Raw genomic sequence first — 16,780 nt, forward strand, 5'->3', positions numbered from 1 at the left:
GCCCGGAGGTCCGCCGCCGCCCCGGCTCGCACGCCGTCCGTCCACCGTCCGACCCGAGCGCGGACGGGCGGTGGACGGACCTTGGACAGCAGGTGAAGCGGGCCGAACCGCCCTACGCCATACGGGGGTTCGGGTGGCGCCGGGCCGCGGCGGCGTCGTTAGCATGTCCGGAGATCCGCGATCTCCCCTGGCTCTCCGTGCGATCGGGGCCAGGGCGGAGGGCGGCCGATGACGTCGGATGGAGGTCCGGGTGGACGGTTTCGCCGAGGCGATGCTGGAGCGGGTGCGCGTGGCTCGGGAGGCGGTGGCCGCCGCGGGGCGGGCGGGGGACGCGTACGCGTTGGCCGTGGCCTGCGACGAGTTGGACGACGCGCTCCGGATCGCCCGCGCGAACGGGGTCGAGGCGGACCTCCCGGAGGACGGGGACAACGGCGGCGCGGAGACCGGCGGCTGACCGCGGCCCGACGCCCGGCCCGCACTCCCCCGGCACCGCACCCGTCCGGCCCCGATCCCCCCTGGCGCGAACCCGCCTGTTACCCGCCGCCGCCCATGGGCAGCCTGGGAGCAGGGGTCCCGATGCGGCGTCCGCCCCGCCGTACAGTGTCCGGCACACCGCGACGAGGGGATTCGGCATGATCACCGAGCCGGAGATGGTCGAGGAGCCGGAGCCCGACCGCCCCGCCCCCGACATCCTGAGCGGCGCGGGCCACGCGCCGCCGTCGCTGCGCTCCGCGCTCTCCCGGCTGCGCACCCGCCTCCCGCCGCCGCGCTCCCCCGCGGACCCGTACCGCGTCCGCGACACGGGCGGCGGTCACGGCGGCGAGGACAGAGGACCGACCCTCAAACCCTGGCGGCCACGGCCCGAGGGACGCCGGGGCCGCGTGCTGTGGGCGCTCGGCGGCGTCGTCACGGCGTCGGCGGTCTGGCTCGCGGTCCTCCAGTTCACCGGGTACGGCGGCCCGCGGCCGGACCTGCACGGCTATCACCTCGCGGACAACCCGTGCACCAGCGACAATCTCCAGCCGCTGTCCGACGCCTTCGGCACCGAATTCCTCCAGGGCATCCCCGTGATCACCAAGGGTCCCGCCCTCGATCACGCCGCCTGCACCCTGACCACGTCGGTGACCGGGAGCGGCGACTGGGAGACGACGTACACGGTCACCGTCACCGTCGACCTGCACAAGAAGTCCGACGTGCACGCCGAATTCGCCGACCTCTCGCATGTGATCGTCCCCGACCCCACGACCGCGGGTTCCGGCGACTTCCTGTTCATGACCGACTCGCCCGAGGTCACCAAGGCGCTGCGCGGCCTCGGCGACCAGGCGTTCACGATCTACGGCACCGCGCGGCAGGCCGTCACCGTCCGGCACGGCGGCGCCGTCTTCTCGCTCAGCGTGGACGGCATCAAGCAGTGGAACGGCGTGGCCGCCCGCCCGCTGAACGCCGACGGCTCCCCCATCGAGGCGACCCCCGCCGACACCATCGCGCTGCGCCCGGCGCTCATCCGGGCCATGCGCCACCTGATGAGCGCCCTCGCGCACTGAGCCGAGCCCCGTCGAACCGAACCGGGCCGAGCCGGGCCGCGTGGAGCCGGGCCGCGTGGAGCCGGGCCGCGTCGGGCCGACTCAGCCCACCGGCCCGGCGCGCGGCCCGCCGCCTCACGTGCCCAGGACGGCTCGCAACTCCGGCTGGAGCGCGTCACCGTGGGCGCGCACCATGTCGTCGCACAGCTCCCAGATCCGTTCGACGGGGAGCGAGGCGGCCGTCGCCGGGTCGGTCATGGCGGCGTGCCGGATGTGGCGGGGGTCGCCCTCGATCGCGGCGCGGACGACGAGGTCGGTGGTGCTGAGGTAGGTGCGGTTCAGCGCGGCGCACTGCGGCGGCAGCGCGCCGATCCGGGTGGGCTGGACGCCCAACGCGTCGACCAGGCACGGCACTTCGACCGTACCGGCGGCCGGGAGGTCGTCGATGAGGCCGTGGTTGGGCACATTGCCGTAGATGGTGCGCGGGGTGCCGGTGGTGATGCTGTGGATCACCTGCGGCGCGTACTCCATCGTGCCCTCGACCGGCAGCGGGAGTCCGGCGGCGAGCGCGGCGCGGGTCTTCTCGTACGCGGCGACGTTCTCGTCCACGATGCCGAGGTACGCGCCGACGGGCAGCCGCAGCCGCTCGATCTCGCTGTCGTGGTGCAGGTACCAGGGCACGTACTCGGAGGAGTGCTCGCTGGTCTCGGTCGGGTAGTAGCCGAGCCGCCGGTACATGTCGACGCGGACCCTGCGGCGCAGTTGCGGGTCCTGCGCGATGAGCGCGTCGAGCCGCGGGTAGACGTCCTCGCCCTGGTACTCGAAGCGCAGCACCCACGCCTGGTGGTTGACGCCCGCCGCGTGGTAAGTGACCTCTTCCAGCGGGATGCGCAGCAGTTCCGCGAGGTCGTGCATCGTCCAGTACACCGAGTGGCACAGGCCGACGACCCGGGTCAGTCCGGTGGCCTCGGCGAGGTACTGCACGTTCATCGCCATCGGGTTGGTGTAGTTGAGCAGCCAGGCGTCGGGGCAGACCTCCGCGATGTCCCGGCCGAGTTCCCGCAGGACGGGGAAGGTGCGCAGCGCGCGGAAGATGCCGCCGACGCCGAGAGTGTCGCCGATGGTCTGGCGCAGGCCGTGGCGGGCGGGGACGTCGAAGTCGGTACGGGTCGCCTCGCCCATGCCGACCTGGATGATGTTGATGACGAAGTCGGCGCCTTCCAGGGCCGCGCGGCGCTCGGCGTGCGCGGTGATCAGCGGCGCCGCGCCGCGCTCGGCCGCGATGTGCCGTGCCGCCCCGTCGGCGGTGGCCAGCCGCTCGGCGTCGATGTCGTGCAGCGCGATGTGCACGTCCTTGAGCTCGGGGAAGGCGAAGAGGTCGGCGAGCAGGCCCTGGGTGAAGACGACGCTTCCGGCACCGATGAAGGCGATCTTGGTCGTACGGGTGGCGCCGCTGGTCGTCGTGCGGGGTGTGGTGCTGGCTGTGCTCATGACGGGTTCTTTCCGTTGCGGGTGGTGGCGGCGCGGGAGGCGCCGAGCGCCTCGTCCCAGGTGGGTTGGGCGGTGGTGCCGCCGTGCGCTCGGGTGGACAGGGCGCCGCAGGCGGCGGCCAGGGCGAGGGCGGCTGCCAGGGGCAGGCCCGCCAGGGTGGCGGCGACGAAGCCGGCGTCGAAGCTGTCGCCCGCGCCGACGGTGTCGAGCGGCCGTACGGGGACGGCGGGGGCGCGCAGCGGGCCGCGGCCGTCGTGGGCCAGGGCGCCGTCCGCGCCGTTCTTCACCACCACCAGCGGACCGCGCGCGGCGAGCAGGGCCGCGGCCCGCTCGACGTCGGCGGGCTCGGGGTCCCCCGCCGGGATCTTCCCGTGCGCCTCGGGGTCACCGGACGCGGCCTCCCCGCCGGCCGCCAGGGCGCACGCCTCCCTGGCGTTCGGCAGCAGGATGTCGGTGACGGGGAGCAGCGCGGCGATTCCGGCCGGGTCCCAGTCGCCCGCCGGGTCGTCGTTGGTGTCGAGCGAGGTGGTGGCGCCGTGCGCGCGGGCGGTGCGGAAGAGGTCGGGCAGCGCGGTCGCGAGTCCCGGCAGCAGGAAGTACGAGGCGGCGTGCACATGGCGGCTGTGCGCGAGCAGCGCCTGGGGCACGTCGGCGCCGACGGTGGCCGTGAGGGTGCCGGGCGCGGTGAGGATGGCGCGGTCGTCGCCGCGGGTGAGCACGGTGGTCAGCGGCGTCGGCAGGTCCGGGTCCACCCGCAGCGCCGCGGTGTCGACGCCGCGCTCGGCCAGGGCGGTACGGACGTACCGGCCGGTGTCGTCGTCGCCGATCCGGCCGGCGATGGCGACCTTCAGGCCGAGCCGGGCGGCGCCGCACGCCATGATCGCGGCGGAGCCGCCGAGGGTCAGCAGGCCGGTGGGGACGAGCTGTTCGCGCTGGCCGAAGGCGAGCGGGGCGTCCAGCGGCCCCAGGACGATGTCGGGATTGGCGTCCCCGATGACGAGCAGGTCGAACGTGTCCGGCATGAGCTGGCTTTCTGTGGTGGTGGGGCGGAAGTCCGGCGGCGGGAGTCCGGGCGGTGTCCCGTCGTCCCTTCGGGCGACGGAGCGGGTCCGTCCGTCCTCGGGCGACGAGGCGGTGTCCCGTCAGCCCTTCAGGCCGCTGGAGGTGATCGACTGGATGAACTGCTTCTGCGCCGCGAGGAAGGCGAGCAGCACCGGCAGGACGGTCAGGACGTTGCCCGCCATCACCGCGGACCAGCGGGTGTGGTGCAGGCCCTGGAAGGTGGTCAGGCCGAGTTGCAGCGTGTACTGCGTGTCGTGGTTGATGGCGATCAGCGGCCAGGTCAGGTCGTTCCAGGTGCTGAGGAAGGTCAGCACCGCGACCGTGCTCAGCGCGGGCCGTGACAGCGGCAGCACGATGAGCAGCAGCACGCGCAGCCGTGAGCAGCCGTCGATCCACGCGGCCTCCTCCAGCTCCCTGGGCAGCGAGAGGAAGAACTGCCGCAGCAGGAAGACCGCGAAGGGCGTGACCAGCGACGGCACGATGAGCGCGCCGAGGGTGTCGATCAGGCCGAGCCGCTTCATCACCAGGAAGGTCGGGATCATGGTGAGCTGGAACGGGATCGCCATGGTGGCCAGCATCAGCACCAGCAGGGTGCGCGAGCCGGCGAACCGCATCCGGGCGAAGGCGTATCCGCCGAGCGCGCCGAAGACGAGGTTGGAGACGACCGCGACGACGGAGACGATCAGCGAGTTGGCGAACCAGCGCGGGAACAGCGCGTTGCCGAGCACGTAGCGGTAGCCGCCGAGGTCGATGCGGGAGGGCCACAGCGCGGGCGGGAAGCGGTTGATCTCGGCGTTGCTCATCACCGAGCTGACCAGCAGCCAGATCAGCGGGACCGCGAAGAGCAGGGCGAGCGGGGCGAGCAGCAGGTGCCAGCCGCTGAAGGGCAGCCGCGACCGCCGGGGGCGGGGCGCGCTCGGCCGCGGGGCGTCGGCGTTCTCGGCGCCGGGCGGCGCCGCGTCGGGCAGGGCTGAGGTGACGGTCATCGCGGGGCTCCTTCGAGGCGTACGGGCTCGCGGCGGCGCAGGGCCCGCGTGCCGACGGCGATCACCAGCAGGGCGAGCGCGAGCACGTAGGCGGCGGCTGCCCCGTAACCGGCGGTGAAGTTCTTGAACGCCTGCTCCCAGATGAAGTAGACGATCACGGTGGTGGAGCCGAGCGGTCCGCCCTTGGTGGTGACGTAGACGAGGTCGAAGACCTGGAGGGAGTTGATGGTCTGCCACAGCAGCAGGAAGACGTTGACCGGGGTGAGCGTCGGCAGCACGACGTGGCGCAGCAGTTGGCGGCGTCCCGCCCCGTCGAGTCTGGCGGCCTCGATGAGGGACTGCGGCACGTCCTGGAGCGCGGCGAGGTAGACCACGACGCAGAAGCCGGTGCCGCTCCACAGGGAGATCGCGACGAGGACGAGGAGGGCCTGCGACGGATCGGTGAGGAACCCCTGCGGGGAGACGCCGATGGAGTGCAGTACGGAGTTGGCGGCGCCGAACTGCGGGTCGAGGATGAAGGAGAACAGCACGCCCTGCGCGGTGGCCGAGATGACGAACGGTACGAAGATCAGGGTGCGGTAGACGCCGACGAGCCGGATGCGCCGGTTGAGCGCGAGGGCGAGCGCCAGGCCCAGCAGCATGCTCAGCGGGACGTAGAGCGCGGTGTACTCCAGGGTGTTGCGCACCGCCTGGCTGAAGTGCGGGTCCTTGGACAGGGCCCGGTAGTTGGCCAGGCCCACCCAGCGGCTGGGGGTGACCAGGTCGTCCGCGCGGAAGGACAGCAGCAGCGACCAGACCACGGGGACGACGCTGAGGCCGAGGATGACCACGATCGAGGGCGCGATGAAGGTCCACGCGGTCGCGGACTCGCCGCGCAGCCTGCGGCGGCGGGCGCGCAGTTGCTGTGCGTGCTCGCGGTCGCGGTCCTGGTCGGACAGGGTGAGCGGGGCGGGGCGGCGCTGCGCGGGGCCCGGCCTGTGCCGGGGCAGCAGCCGCGGCGTGGTTCTCGACATGGGTCTCCTCAACGCGGGATGAGCAGTGCGGCGTTGGCTTCGTGCGCACAGTCGCGCAGTGCCTTGGCGGGGGTGCTGCGGCCGAGCAGCACCGCGGTGATCGCCTGGCCGAGCGCCTCGGAGATCTGCGGGTAGGCGGGGTGGGCGGGGCGTACCCGCGCGGTCTCCAGGGCCTTGGTGAAGACCGACAGACCCTCCGTGCGGGAGCTGCGGTCCTGCCACGCGGGCAGCGCCTGGGTGCTGCGGCTGAGCGGGAGGCTGCCGGCCTGGATGTCCCATCGCACGTCCTGCGGCGGCTGGATCAGCCACTCGACGAAGGTGCGGGCGGCGGCGACGCGCGCCGAGCCGTTGTCGAAGACCGTCCAGGTGTCGGGCCCGGAGATGGTGACCTCTTTCCCGCTGTAGCTGGGCAGCGGGACGACGTGGTAGTCGATCTTGGCCTGGATGACGTCGGGCAGTTGCCAGGGGCCGGTGGGGACCATGCCCATCCGGCCGGAGAGGAAGACCTGGTACATCTGCTCGCTGCCGGGCTTGGGGTCGATGTAGACGCTCTTGTCGGAGGCGAGGGTGGCGATGGTCTCCAGGGCGCGGACGCCGGTGTCCTCGAAGCCGATGCCGTGGCCGTCGGCGGAGATGACCTCGCCGCCGAGGTCCCAGATCATCGGCCAGATCCGCCAGACGGTGTCCTCGTCGCCGACGCCCGGCCAGCCGGTGCCGAAGGTGCCGTCGGCGTGGCTGGTGAGCTTCTTCGCGGTGGCCGTGAACTCGTCCCAGGTCCAGCCGGGCTCGGGCAGCGGCACTCCGGCGCGGGCGAAGAGCTTCTTGTTGCAGACGACGGCGAGCGAGTCGATGAGCGCGGGCGCGGCGCGTACCCGCTTGTTGACGGTGACGGCCTCGCGGGCCGGGGTCCAGAAGTCGTTCCAGGGGGTGGGGCCGTGGGCCATCGTCGCCGTGAGGTCCACGACCTTGGGGCTGCGGGCGATGCTGGCCAGGTCCGAGCCGAAGATGTAGGCGATGTCGGGGTACGAGCCGGAGGCGAGCGCGGCGGTGACCTTCTGGAGCATGGCGTCGGACAGGACGCCGCCGCCGGGGTCGACCCTGATCTTCGGGTGGGTGCGGTTGAACTCGGCCACCAGTTGCTGGATCGCGGCGCGGCCGGTGTCGGTCTGGCCGTGCCACAGCTCGACGGTGACCCGGCCGTCCGCGCCCACGCCGTCGCTCTCGCCGGTGCCGCAGCCCGCGAGTAGCGCGCCCGCGGCGGCGCCGGAGAGCAGTCCTGTGCCGCGGCGCAGGACGTCACGGCGGGAGAGTCCGGTGTCCCGGCGCGGGTGCCCGGCGGGCGGCGGGTCGCCGGGGAGCGGGCTGCGGGGCAGGACGGGGCCTGCGGTCATCGGTGCCTCCAGAAGGCGGAAGTGCGAGTGCGGGTGCCGGGCGGCGGCTGGGGGGCGGGGCCGTTGCCCGTGCCGGGCGGCGGGGGCCCGGTGCGCCGACGGGGGCGGCGCACCGGGCCGGCCGCGGCCGGCCGGCGGTCCCGACGGCCGGCGTGGTCGGCCGGGCGGGCGGAACAGCCGGTCGGCGGGTTCAGCGGGTCAGCAGGTCTGGCGGACGTATCCGCTGGTGCCCAGCGGTACGACGTCCACATCGCGGCGGACGACGCTGAGCTTCGTGCCGTAACCCGAGCACGCCTTCTGGAGGCCCTTGGCGGTGTACTCGATGACGATCACGTTGTTGCCGAAGCCGGAGGTGTAGTCGCCGCACTCGTTGTACGTGGCGCATTCCTCGGCGACGGCGAAGTCCAGGCCGTTGGCGACCCGGTCGCCGGACAGTTGCGGGGTGTTCTTCTGCGCGATCGCCATGTTCTTGGAGTGCGCGTGGGCGGAGAGGAGCTTGATGTACGACTCGGCCTCGGCCTTGGTCAGGTAGCCGGAGAAGCGGTCGTAGGTGTCGAAGTTGTCGGGTTCGACGCCCTGGAAGCCCTTGGCCGCGCACTGGTCGACCCAGCCGTTGACCTTGGCGGCGATCCGCTGCCGCTTGTCGGCGGTGCGGATGTCGAGGATCGCCTCGTTCCAGTCCTTGTCCTTGACGACGGCGCCCTTGGAGTCCCGCAGCAGCAGGTCGGCGTCCCACTGGCCCTCGGCGCCCTCCTGGGCCTGGAAGGCGTTGACGTAACAGATGTTGTAGACCCCGGCGGCGGCCGGAGCGGTGTAGTCGCGGCTGACCACGGAGACACCGGCGGGCGGGGTGTAGGGGCCCCCGATCTGGTAGTCGAATCCGGCGTGCGCCGGAGGCGGGGAGACGGACTGGGGCGCGGCCCCTGCGGAATCGGGAGCGAGTGAGGGGACAGCCACGACTGCGGCGACGGCCGCGAGGGCGGCCAGACTCCGACGGGACCGGACACGATTCATGCGCATCATCGAGCTCCTGATGATGGGGGGTACGTCCCCGCCTCGGACGCTGACAGCGATCCTGGCGACTTTGTCCGGGCTTGCGGCGCACGGCCGCCCACCGGCTAGGCGTACCTCTGACGTCGGTGCTCAACTCCGACGTTCGCCAGGAGTTAACCGCGCAGAATTCGTCATGTCAACCGCCCTCTTCTGCGCAAATCATGCTCACTTACGCATCGGAGTGCGCATTATGCTGCACGCATGCTGAGAACTGAGCGTCATGCGCGCATACTTGAGCATGTCTCCGCCAGGGGCGGCATCGACGTCCACGAGCTGTCCCGGCTGCTCGGCGTCTCCACGGCCACCGTCCGCCGCGACCTCCAGCACCTGAGCGAACTCCACCTGCTGCGCCGCACCCACGGCGGGGCGGCGGTCGGCCCGGTCGACCTGGAGGTCCCGCTCCAGCACCGCGCGGGCCGCAGCCGACCGGAGAAGCAGGCCATCGCGAGGGCGGCGGCGGCCCTGGTGCCGGACGGCGCGGTGGTCGGCATGAACGGCGGCAGTACGGTGACGGAGGTGGCCCGGCTGCTGGCCGCCCGCGGACCGCTCACCGTCGTCACCAACGCCGTGAACATCGCGGCCGAGTTGGTTCTGCACAAGCACGTGACGCTCGTCGTGATCGGCGGCAACGCCAGAAACGCCAGTTATGAGCTGGTGGGCCCGATCGCCGAGAAGACCCTGGCCAGCTACCACACCGACATCGCCTTCCTCGGCGTCGACGGCATCAGCGCGGCCCACGGCTGCACCACGCACGACCAGTTGGAGGGCGGCACCGACCGCGCCTTCGCCGACAACAGCGACCGTACGGTCGTGGTCGCCGACCACACGAAGATCGGCCGGGCCACGCTCGCCAAGATCTGCCCGCTCGCCGAGATCCACGACCTGGTGACCGACGGCGCGGCGCCGGACGCCGAGCTGGCCCGTATCGCGGGCGCGGGCGTACGGGTGACGGTCGGCTGAGCGCTTCTCCTCGCCACGGTCGGCCGCGTGCTGTGCGGGGGCGCGCCGACCGCTGTTCAGGGTGCCGGGAAGCGCCGACCGCTGTTTCAGGGTGCCGGGGCGCGCCGACCGTCGTTCACGGCGCCGGGGCGCGCCTGACGCGCAGGGTCAGCACCTCCGACTCCTCACGCCAGTAGGCGATGTTGTGCCGGGTGATGACCGTGTCGCCGTGCTCGGGACCGAGCACCCGCTCCATGTCGACCAGCAGCTCCTCGAAGGCGCGCGCCGCGCCTGCCGCGTCCCCCGCCCGCCCCCGCAGCCGCGCGACATTGTGCCGGGTGGTGAGCGTGTGCGGATGGTCCGGGCCCAGCACGCGGAGCCGGTCCGCCAGCAGCTCCTCGAAGGCGCGCGCCGCGCCGCTGACGTCCCCGGCCCGGCCGCGCAGCCGCGCGATGTTGTGCCGGGTGGTGAGCGTGTCCGGATGGTCCGGGCCCAGCACCCGCGCCGCGTCGGCCAGCAGTTCCTCGAAGGCGCGCGCCGCGCCCTCGGCGTCCCCCGCGCGCCCCTGCCAGTAGGCCAGGTCGTGCCGGGTGGTCAGGGTGTCGGGGTGGTCCTGGCCCAGCACCCGCACCATGTCGACCAGCAACTCCCGTAGCCCCTCCGCCGCTTCGGCCGTCTCCCCCGCGCGACCGCGCAGCCGGGCCATGTTGTGCCGCGTGCTGAGCGTGTCCGGATGATCGGGGCCCAGCACCCGCAGCCGGTCCGCCAGCAGCTCCTCCAGCGCGGTGGCGGCGTCCTCCGCGTCCTGCGCGTACTCCGCCTCGCCGCTCCAGTAGGCGATGTTGCCGCGGGTGGTGAGCGTGTGCGGGTGGTCGGGGCCGAGCACCCGCAGCCGGTCCGCGAACAGTTCGCGGAAGGCACTGATCGCGCCCTGCGCGTCGCCCGCCGCGCCCCGCCAGTACGCCAGGTCGTGCCGGGCGGCGAGGGTGTCGGGGTGGTCGGGGCCCAGGTGCTGGTGGGTGGTCCTGGCCAGCAGCCTGAAGTGCCCGGCCGCGGCGGCCACCTGGCCCGCGACGCCCAGGCTCTCGCCGACCCGGTAGAGCAGCGCGTGCGCGTGCGGGCGGTGCAGGGCGCTCTCCGCCTTGCCGGTCAGCGCCGTGGTGTTGGCGCGCAGCGCCTGCGCGAGGTCGGTGTCGCGCTCGACCTCGGGCCAGACCGCGGTCAGTGCGTCGGCCGCGGTACGGGCCAGCGCGTCGTGGTCCGCCTCGCCGAGCGTGTCCCGGACGGCCCGCTGGATGAGCTGGTGGACATGGACCGCCCGGTGCCCGGTCTTCGGGGTGTGGTCGATCAGATTGAGCCCGTGCAGATCGCGCAGGGCCCGTACGGTCTGCTGCTCGGTGATCCCGCGCGCCGGGCACTGCTCGGGGGCGGCCCGGCGCACGACGCGGGTGAGGTGGTCGCGGACCGGCCCGCTGGTGAGCACCGGCTGCGGGATGCCGTTCGGGTCGAGCAGCGCGGCCAGCTCCAGCAGGGACCTGGCCAGACCCCGGGGACCGCGGGCGTCGGCGCGGTCCACCGACAGCGACCAGACGGCGGCCACGCCCGCGGTCTGGTCGTCGGGCAGGGTCGGCGGCCTGAGGTCGGCCAGCCGGGCCCGGTTCGCCAGCAGCGCGCGGTAGTCGTGGCAGCCGATGTCGGCGTCGATGAGATACGCGGCGGCCTGGGACAGGGCCAGCGGCAGTCTGCCCAGGTCCTCGGCGAGCAGCGCGACCTCCTCGGGCGCCTCCACCCGGCCGCGCGCGGCGAGCGCCTCCGTCAGATAGCCGGTCGCCTCCCGCGGGGTGAACAGGCCGACGGTCACCATGCGGCGGCCGGCGCCGGTCAGGGCGGCGTCCCGGCTGCGGGTGGTGACGACCGTACGGCCGAGGGGGTGGTCGGGCGGCCACAGGCCGGTGAGGTCGGCGGGGTCCGTCACATTGTCGAGGACCAGCAGCCAGCGGCAGTGTCCGGCCGCCGCGCCGGGGCCGGGCTCCAGCCAGGCCAGGAACTCCTGCGCGGCGCGCGCCGGTTCGTCCCGCTCGATGTGCAGCACCCGCGCGGCGGCGTCGGCGTACGCGTCGATGACGGCCTGCCGCGTCGAGGCCGTGACCCACATCAGCAGGTCGACCTCGCCCGCCCGCCAGGCGTGGTGGGCGCGCCGGGCGGCGAGCTGCGTCTTGCCGACGCCGCCCATGCCGGTGAGCACCTGGCAGACCACGGCGGTGCCGGGGCCGGTCAGCGCGGTGTCCAGGGCGTGGATCACGTCCCGGTGCTGGAACCAGTCGGCCGACCGGGGCACCACGCCGACCCTGACCGGCCAGTTGACCGGCGAGCGCGGCACGACATGCCAGTGGTGGTGCTGGTGGATGTCCCCCGCGACGCCCGCCGCGACACCGCCGCCGGCCGCGGTGACGGCGGAAGGGGCCGGGGCAGGGACCGGGGCCGCCTGGGACCGGGCCTCGGCGTCGGTACGGGGCCGGGCCTCGGCCTCCGTGCGGCTCCGGCCCTCGGCGGGGACCCGCGACGGGGTGGCCGCGGGCAGCATCGGCAGCGTCGGGACGGTGTCCGAAGGCTCCGGGGCGCGCGGCGGCGCCACCGGCGCGGGTGCGTACGGCGGTGCGGGCGGTGCGTACGGCGGCGCGGACAAAGGGGCGGGGACGGCTCCGGGTGCGCTCAGCCCTGGGGCGGACCCGGCAGAGGAGGGTTTTCCATCCGTACGTCCCCCATCCGTACGTCCCCCATCCGTAACGACGCCGCGGACCCGTCCCGGGCTCGTACGTCGACGTCGCCGCCGACCGCGATCCCGTCACCGGTGGCCGCCGCCGTCCCGGCGGGCGGGCCGCCCGGCGGTCCGCCGCCGTAGGGGCGGTCCCGCAGCCGGTCCACCGCCTGCCGGAGCGCCGTGGCCAGCGCCGCGTCCCGCTCGACGGCCTCGTCGAGCGCGTCGGTCAGGCGGCGCCTGGTCCGCTCGGTGACCGCGCCGTCAGGGGCGGCGCACTCCTCGGTGGCCAGCCGCAGGGCGGGGTCCTCGCCGAGCAGCACGCGGACCAGCGAGTACAGCCGGTCGAGTTCGCCGACCTGGACCTCGTCCAGGTCGTGCCGCCGCTGCTCGGCACCGCTCGCTCGCCACGTGAGCCACACGCAGACATGGCCGACCGCGGCCTCGACACCCGTCACCCCGTACCCCCATGCGCTCACTCGTCTCCACCGACGGTAGCCAGCCGCGCGCGGCCCGGCATCCGATCTCGGCAAGCCGTCGCGAATTGGCACCGCGGGCACACGATTCCACAGACGACCCACGGTGCACACGCGTCAACTCCGGTCCCGGCCGGGCCTCGGCTCCTCAGGCGCCCCCGTGGTGCAGCGCGTCCAGGGCGGCCAGTTCGTCGGCGGTGAACCGCAGCGCGCCCGCGGCCACGTTCTCCACCAGGTGGTCGGGGTTGCCGGTGCCGGGGATGGCCAGGACGTGCGGGCCGCGCTGGAGTGTCCAGGCGGTCCTGATCTGGGCGGCGGTCACGCCGTGGGCGCGGGCCGCGGCCAGTACCTGCTCGCTCTCCGCGGCGCCCGCCCCCGACTCGCGGCCCGCGCCCGCGATGGCGAAGAACGGCACGAAGGCGACGCCCTGTTCACCGCACAGGTCCAGGAAGTCGTCGTCCTCGCCGGGCAGTCCGAGCGCGTACTTGTTCTGTACGCACACCACCGGCGCGATGGCGCGGGCCTCGGCGAGGTGGCGCGGCCCGACGTTGGAGATCCCGAGGTGGCGGATCAGCCCGCGCTCGCGCAGTTCGGCGAGCGCGCCGAAGTGCTCGGCGATGGAGTCCGCGCCCTGATTGCGGTAGTTGACCACGTCGAGGTGGTCCCGGCCGAGCTGCCGCAGATTCTCCTCGACCTGTCCGCGCAACTGCGCGGGCGTCGCGGCGGGCAGCCAGGCGCCCGAAGGGTCGCGCCCCGGGCCGACCTTGGTGGTGATGACGAGGTCGTCGGGGTACGGCGCCAGCGCCCGGTTGATCAGCTCGTTGGCCGAGCGCAGGGCGGAGAAGTAGAAGGCGGCGGTGTCGATGTGGTTCACACCGAGTTCGACCGCGCGCCGCAGCACGCCGATCGCGCGCTCGCGGTCGCTGGAGCCGCTGTCGGGAGCGAACGCCCTGCCGTCCTGCGGCAGCCGCATCGCCCCGAAGCCCATCCGGTTGACGGTCAGATCGCCGAGCGTCCACGTGCCCGCGGCGTCCGCGGTGATCGTCGTCCCAGAAGTCATCGGAGGATTCTCCCACGGCGGCCCACAGTCGCCCCCGAGGGACGTCGAGGTGACATTCAGGCCACATCCGGAGTCCAGCGGGAGTGTCGCGCATCACCGTCGCGACCGGGACCGCGCGGGCCGCTCGGCCTTGTGCCCGCAGGTCATGCCGGGTCATAGTCGTTCTTGGCACCGCACCGAAACATTTCGGGACCGCCCGGCGGGGACCGGATCCGGCCGAAGCGGAATCGGCGCGGCGCCGCTGCGTGCCCGCCGTGTCCCCCTCCCCGGCCGCTGGGCTACAGGAGTGCAACAGTCGTTACGGGGAGGCTGATCCCAAAGCGGACCAAACGTTAACCTTGTCGCATCTTGCGGCCGTTTGGGACCGCTGGGGGAACAGCACAGAGCTCAGGGGGGCTCATGCGAAGAGCTGGGGCAATAACCGCTGCCTTCTCACTGGCGGCGGCTTCGATGATCGGATTCACCGCCGCGCAGTCCGCGTCCGCGCTCACCGCGCCGGTCGCGATGACCGCGGACGACCTGCCGACCTGGCAGACCAACGGCGTCGTGTGGGCGCTGGCCCAGGCGCACGGTGTGGTCTTCGCGGGCGGCACCTTCTCCACCGTCCGGCCGCCGGGCGCCGCCGCGGGCACCGGCGAGCAGCAGGCGCTCAACTTCCAGGCGTTCGACGCCGCCACGGGCGCGCCGACGTCCTGCAAGCTGTCCTTCACGGTCGGCTCGGGCACGGCGACGATTCGGGCGCTGGCCGTCTCACCGGACGAGTCGACGCTGTACGCGGGGGGCACCTTCGGTTCGGTGAACGGCGTTCCGTCGAGCAGCCTGGCGGCGATCGACATCGCCACCTGCACCGTGAGGACCACGTTCAAGGTGTCGGTCTCGGCGCAGGTCCGCAGCATCGTGGCGACGAACGACACGGTGTACATCGGCGGCAATTTCCTCACCGTCGCCGGGCAGCCCCGGCAGCGCTTCGCCGCGCTGACGACCACGGGCGCGCTCAAGCCGTTCACGGCCAACGCCGACAAGGCGGGCAAGGCCATGGTGCTCAGCCCGGACGGCACCAGGCTCGTCATCGGCGGCGACTTCAACACCGTCAACGGGGTCAATTCGCACGCGCTGGCCGTGGTCAACGCCACGACCGGCGCCATTGTGAAGACCTATCCGGGCTTCATCTCGGCGACCTCCACCGTGCAGGACCTCACGAGGGACGCCACCGGCTTCTTCACCGCCAACGAGGGCACGGGCGGCGGTGTCTTCGACGGCCGCATCGCGCTCAACTTCAGCGACCTCAACCAGCGCTGGCGCGACACCTGCCTGGGCGCGACCCAGGCCGTCACCGTCTACAAGGGCGTGCTGTACAGCGGCTCGCACGCGCACGACTGCTCCAGCATGCAGCAGTTCCCGCAGCTCAACAACGACCGGCAGCACCTGCTCGCGGAGTCCGTCGACAACCCGAGGCCGCTGCTGGGCTGGTTCCCCGACACCGACGACGGCCCGGCGGGCACCGAGAAGATCGGCCCGCGCGCCCTCACCACCGCCTCCAGCGGCGGCACGGACTACCTGTGGGTGGGTGGCGAGTTCACCCGGATCGCCAGCAACGGCAACCGGCTCCAGCAGGGCCTGGTCCGCTTCCCGAGCGGCCCCGACACGCGCGCGCCGTCCGTACCGCTCCAGGTGACCGCGGCGAACGTGTCCGGCGGGGTACGGGTGAGCTGGCAGGCCAGCCTCGACCTCGACGACTCGACGCTGACGTACAGGATCTACCGCGACGGCACGCAGGTCGGCACGGTCACCGGTGACTCCAAGTTCTGGATCCGCCCGACGCTGACCTTCACCGACACCGCCGCCTCACCCGGCACCACGTACGCGTACCAGGTCACGGCGGGTGACGCGCCCGGCAACACCAGTGCCAAGTCGGCTGCGGCGGCCGTCACGACGCCGGGCGCGCCGACGTCCTCGACGGTGACGCTCAACGCGATAGCGGACAGTTACGTCAACGCGGGCGCGCCCTCGGCGAATTACGGGCCTGACCAGCAGCTCGCGGTGCGCGGCACGTCCGCGTACCACACGTACCTGCGGTTCGACCTGCCCGCCGCGCCCGGCGGCATGGTGCTCACGAGCGCGCGACTGACCCTGCGCACCAGCTCCGACGCCATCGCGAACTCGGTCGACACGCTCAATGTGCAGCGTGTGACGGGGAGCTGGACGGAGACCGGGGTGACCTGGAACACCCGTCCCACGCTCGACCCGACGGTGCTCGGCACGGTGCCCGCGCCCACCGCGCTCCAGACCGACTACACCGCGACGCTCACCGCGGCGGCGCTGACGCCGGGGCTCGGCGGTCCGTACGACCTCGCGGTGACGTCCACCGGCACGGACTCGGCCTGGTTCTGGTCGAAGGACGCGCCCGGCACGTCGGGACATCCGCAGCTCGTCCTGACCTTCGCGAAGCCGTGACCGCGACCAGAGGCCGGTTCGCCGCGGCCGTCGTCATCGTGACGACGGCCGCGGCCGTCCTGGCCGGATGCGGCGGCGGACACGCGGACGCGGCGCGGGACCGCGCCGCCCCCACCAGCGAGCGCCCGGCCTCCTCCGCGCCCGCCATCGGCCCCGACGGCACCGCGGAGCCGTCCGCCTCGGCCTCGGCCGGTCCGGGCGGCGACGGCGGTGCGAACGGCGCCGACGCCAAGGAGTCGACCCTGCCCGAATCCCAGCTCACCCCGGCCACCGGCACGTTCACCGACCAGCAGAAGAGCTATCTGGTCGGAAAGGTGCCCAAGGGCATGGACCCGGCCGCCGTTCTCCAGACCGGCCAGGAGTCCTGCGACCGGATCGCCAACACCGCGGACGCGAGTCCGAAGCTGGCGAAGGAGGCCATCGCGGACGGCGAGATCGCGGACGCGAAGGACGCGATCACGTATCTCTGCCCGAAGTACAAGAGCCTGCTCCGGTAGCGGATCGACCGGCCCGCCCGCGCGGCGGGCCGGTCGGCGCCGGGGACGGTCCGGGTATCGGAATTGGCGCGCGCTCC

Annotated in this window: 14 protein-coding genes; 5 read left to right on the top strand and 9 right to left on the bottom strand. The window is 73.2% G+C overall.

Annotation, left to right across the window (positions count from 1 at the left end):
* Window positions 1-250 precede the first annotated feature (250 nt).
* Together ACIO6U_RS25205 and ACIO6U_RS25210 are read left to right on the top strand one after the other, a co-directional pair.
* Window positions 251-454 (top strand): hypothetical protein, encoded by a 204-nt coding sequence (locus tag ACIO6U_RS25205; protein WP_391162114.1) that lies wholly within the window; start codon window positions 251-253, stop codon window positions 452-454.
* A gap of 178 nt (window positions 455-632) precedes the next feature.
* Complete coding sequence (locus tag ACIO6U_RS25210; protein WP_391162115.1) at window positions 633-1,544, top strand: hypothetical protein; 912 nt, start codon at window positions 633-635, stop codon at window positions 1,542-1,544.
* Between the two features lie 114 nt (window positions 1,545-1,658).
* Here ACIO6U_RS25210 and ACIO6U_RS25215 read toward each other — a convergent pair whose 3' ends face one another.
* The 6 genes from ACIO6U_RS25215 to ACIO6U_RS25240 form a co-directional block, all read right to left on the bottom strand.
* Window positions 1,659-3,014 (bottom strand): alpha-glucosidase/alpha-galactosidase, encoded by a 1,356-nt coding sequence (locus ACIO6U_RS25215; protein WP_355345756.1) that lies wholly within the window; start codon window positions 3,012-3,014, stop codon window positions 1,659-1,661.
* Window positions 3,011-4,036 (bottom strand): PfkB family carbohydrate kinase, encoded by a 1,026-nt coding sequence (locus ACIO6U_RS25220; protein WP_391045498.1) that lies wholly within the window; start codon window positions 4,034-4,036, stop codon window positions 3,011-3,013. The genes ACIO6U_RS25215 and ACIO6U_RS25220 overlap by 4 nt, the downstream gene beginning before the upstream one ends.
* Before the next feature lie 120 nt (window positions 4,037-4,156).
* Window positions 4,157-5,062: a carbohydrate ABC transporter permease gene (locus tag ACIO6U_RS25225; protein ID WP_401722476.1), complete on the bottom strand. Its 906-nt coding sequence runs from the start codon at window positions 5,060-5,062 to the stop codon at window positions 4,157-4,159.
* The gene (locus ACIO6U_RS25230; RefSeq protein ID WP_355345765.1) at window positions 5,059-6,075 is read right to left on the bottom strand and encodes a sugar ABC transporter permease; all 1,017 of its coding nucleotides are present in this window, start codon (window positions 6,073-6,075) and stop codon (window positions 5,059-5,061) included. The genes ACIO6U_RS25225 and ACIO6U_RS25230 overlap by 4 nt, the downstream gene beginning before the upstream one ends.
* 8 nt (window positions 6,076-6,083) lie before the next feature.
* The gene (locus tag ACIO6U_RS25235) at window positions 6,084-7,466 is read right to left on the bottom strand and encodes an ABC transporter substrate-binding protein (RefSeq protein WP_401310835.1); all 1,383 of its coding nucleotides are present in this window, start codon (window positions 7,464-7,466) and stop codon (window positions 6,084-6,086) included.
* Window positions 7,467-7,664: 198 nt separating this feature from the next.
* Complete coding sequence (locus ACIO6U_RS25240) at window positions 7,665-8,486, bottom strand: endo alpha-1,4 polygalactosaminidase (protein ID WP_355346065.1); 822 nt, start codon at window positions 8,484-8,486, stop codon at window positions 7,665-7,667.
* A 234-nt stretch (window positions 8,487-8,720) separates the two neighbouring features.
* Between ACIO6U_RS25240 and ACIO6U_RS25245 the strand changes: the two genes are divergently transcribed.
* The gene (locus ACIO6U_RS25245; RefSeq protein WP_355346062.1) at window positions 8,721-9,479 is read left to right on the top strand and encodes a DeoR/GlpR family DNA-binding transcription regulator; all 759 of its coding nucleotides are present in this window, start codon (window positions 8,721-8,723) and stop codon (window positions 9,477-9,479) included.
* A gap of 115 nt (window positions 9,480-9,594) precedes the next feature.
* Here ACIO6U_RS25245 and ACIO6U_RS25250 read toward each other — a convergent pair whose 3' ends face one another.
* The 3 genes from ACIO6U_RS25250 to ACIO6U_RS25260 all read right to left on the bottom strand — a co-directional run bounded on the left by ACIO6U_RS25250 (window position 9,595) and on the right by ACIO6U_RS25260 (window position 13,752).
* Window positions 9,595-12,093 (bottom strand): tetratricopeptide repeat protein, encoded by a 2,499-nt coding sequence (locus ACIO6U_RS25250; RefSeq protein ID WP_401722480.1) that lies wholly within the window; start codon window positions 12,091-12,093, stop codon window positions 9,595-9,597.
* Window positions 12,094-12,170: 77 nt separating this feature from the next.
* Window positions 12,171-12,695: a hypothetical protein gene (locus ACIO6U_RS25255; protein ID WP_401722483.1), complete on the bottom strand. Its 525-nt coding sequence runs from the start codon at window positions 12,693-12,695 to the stop codon at window positions 12,171-12,173.
* 145 nt (window positions 12,696-12,840) lie between these two features.
* Window positions 12,841-13,752: an oxidoreductase gene (locus ACIO6U_RS25260; protein ID WP_401722485.1), complete on the bottom strand. Its 912-nt coding sequence runs from the start codon at window positions 13,750-13,752 to the stop codon at window positions 12,841-12,843.
* A gap of 399 nt (window positions 13,753-14,151) precedes the next feature.
* On the opposite strand from ACIO6U_RS25260, the gene ACIO6U_RS25265 reads away from it, so the two are divergent.
* Window positions 14,152-16,206 carry a DNRLRE domain-containing protein gene (locus ACIO6U_RS25265; protein ID WP_401722488.1) on the top strand — a complete coding sequence of 685 codons (2,055 nt, stop codon included), beginning with the start codon at window positions 14,152-14,154 and terminating at the stop codon, window positions 16,204-16,206.
* On the top strand, window positions 16,203-16,703 hold the full coding sequence (locus ACIO6U_RS25270) for a hypothetical protein (RefSeq protein WP_401722491.1): 501 nt from the start codon (window positions 16,203-16,205) through the stop codon (window positions 16,701-16,703). The genes ACIO6U_RS25265 and ACIO6U_RS25270 overlap by 4 nt, the downstream gene beginning before the upstream one ends.
* Window positions 16,704-16,780 lie beyond the last annotated feature (77 nt).

The sequence above is a fragment of the Streptomyces sp. NPDC087422 genome (assembly GCF_044744145.1).
Lineage (GTDB): Bacteria > Actinomycetota > Actinomycetes > Streptomycetales > Streptomycetaceae > Actinacidiphila.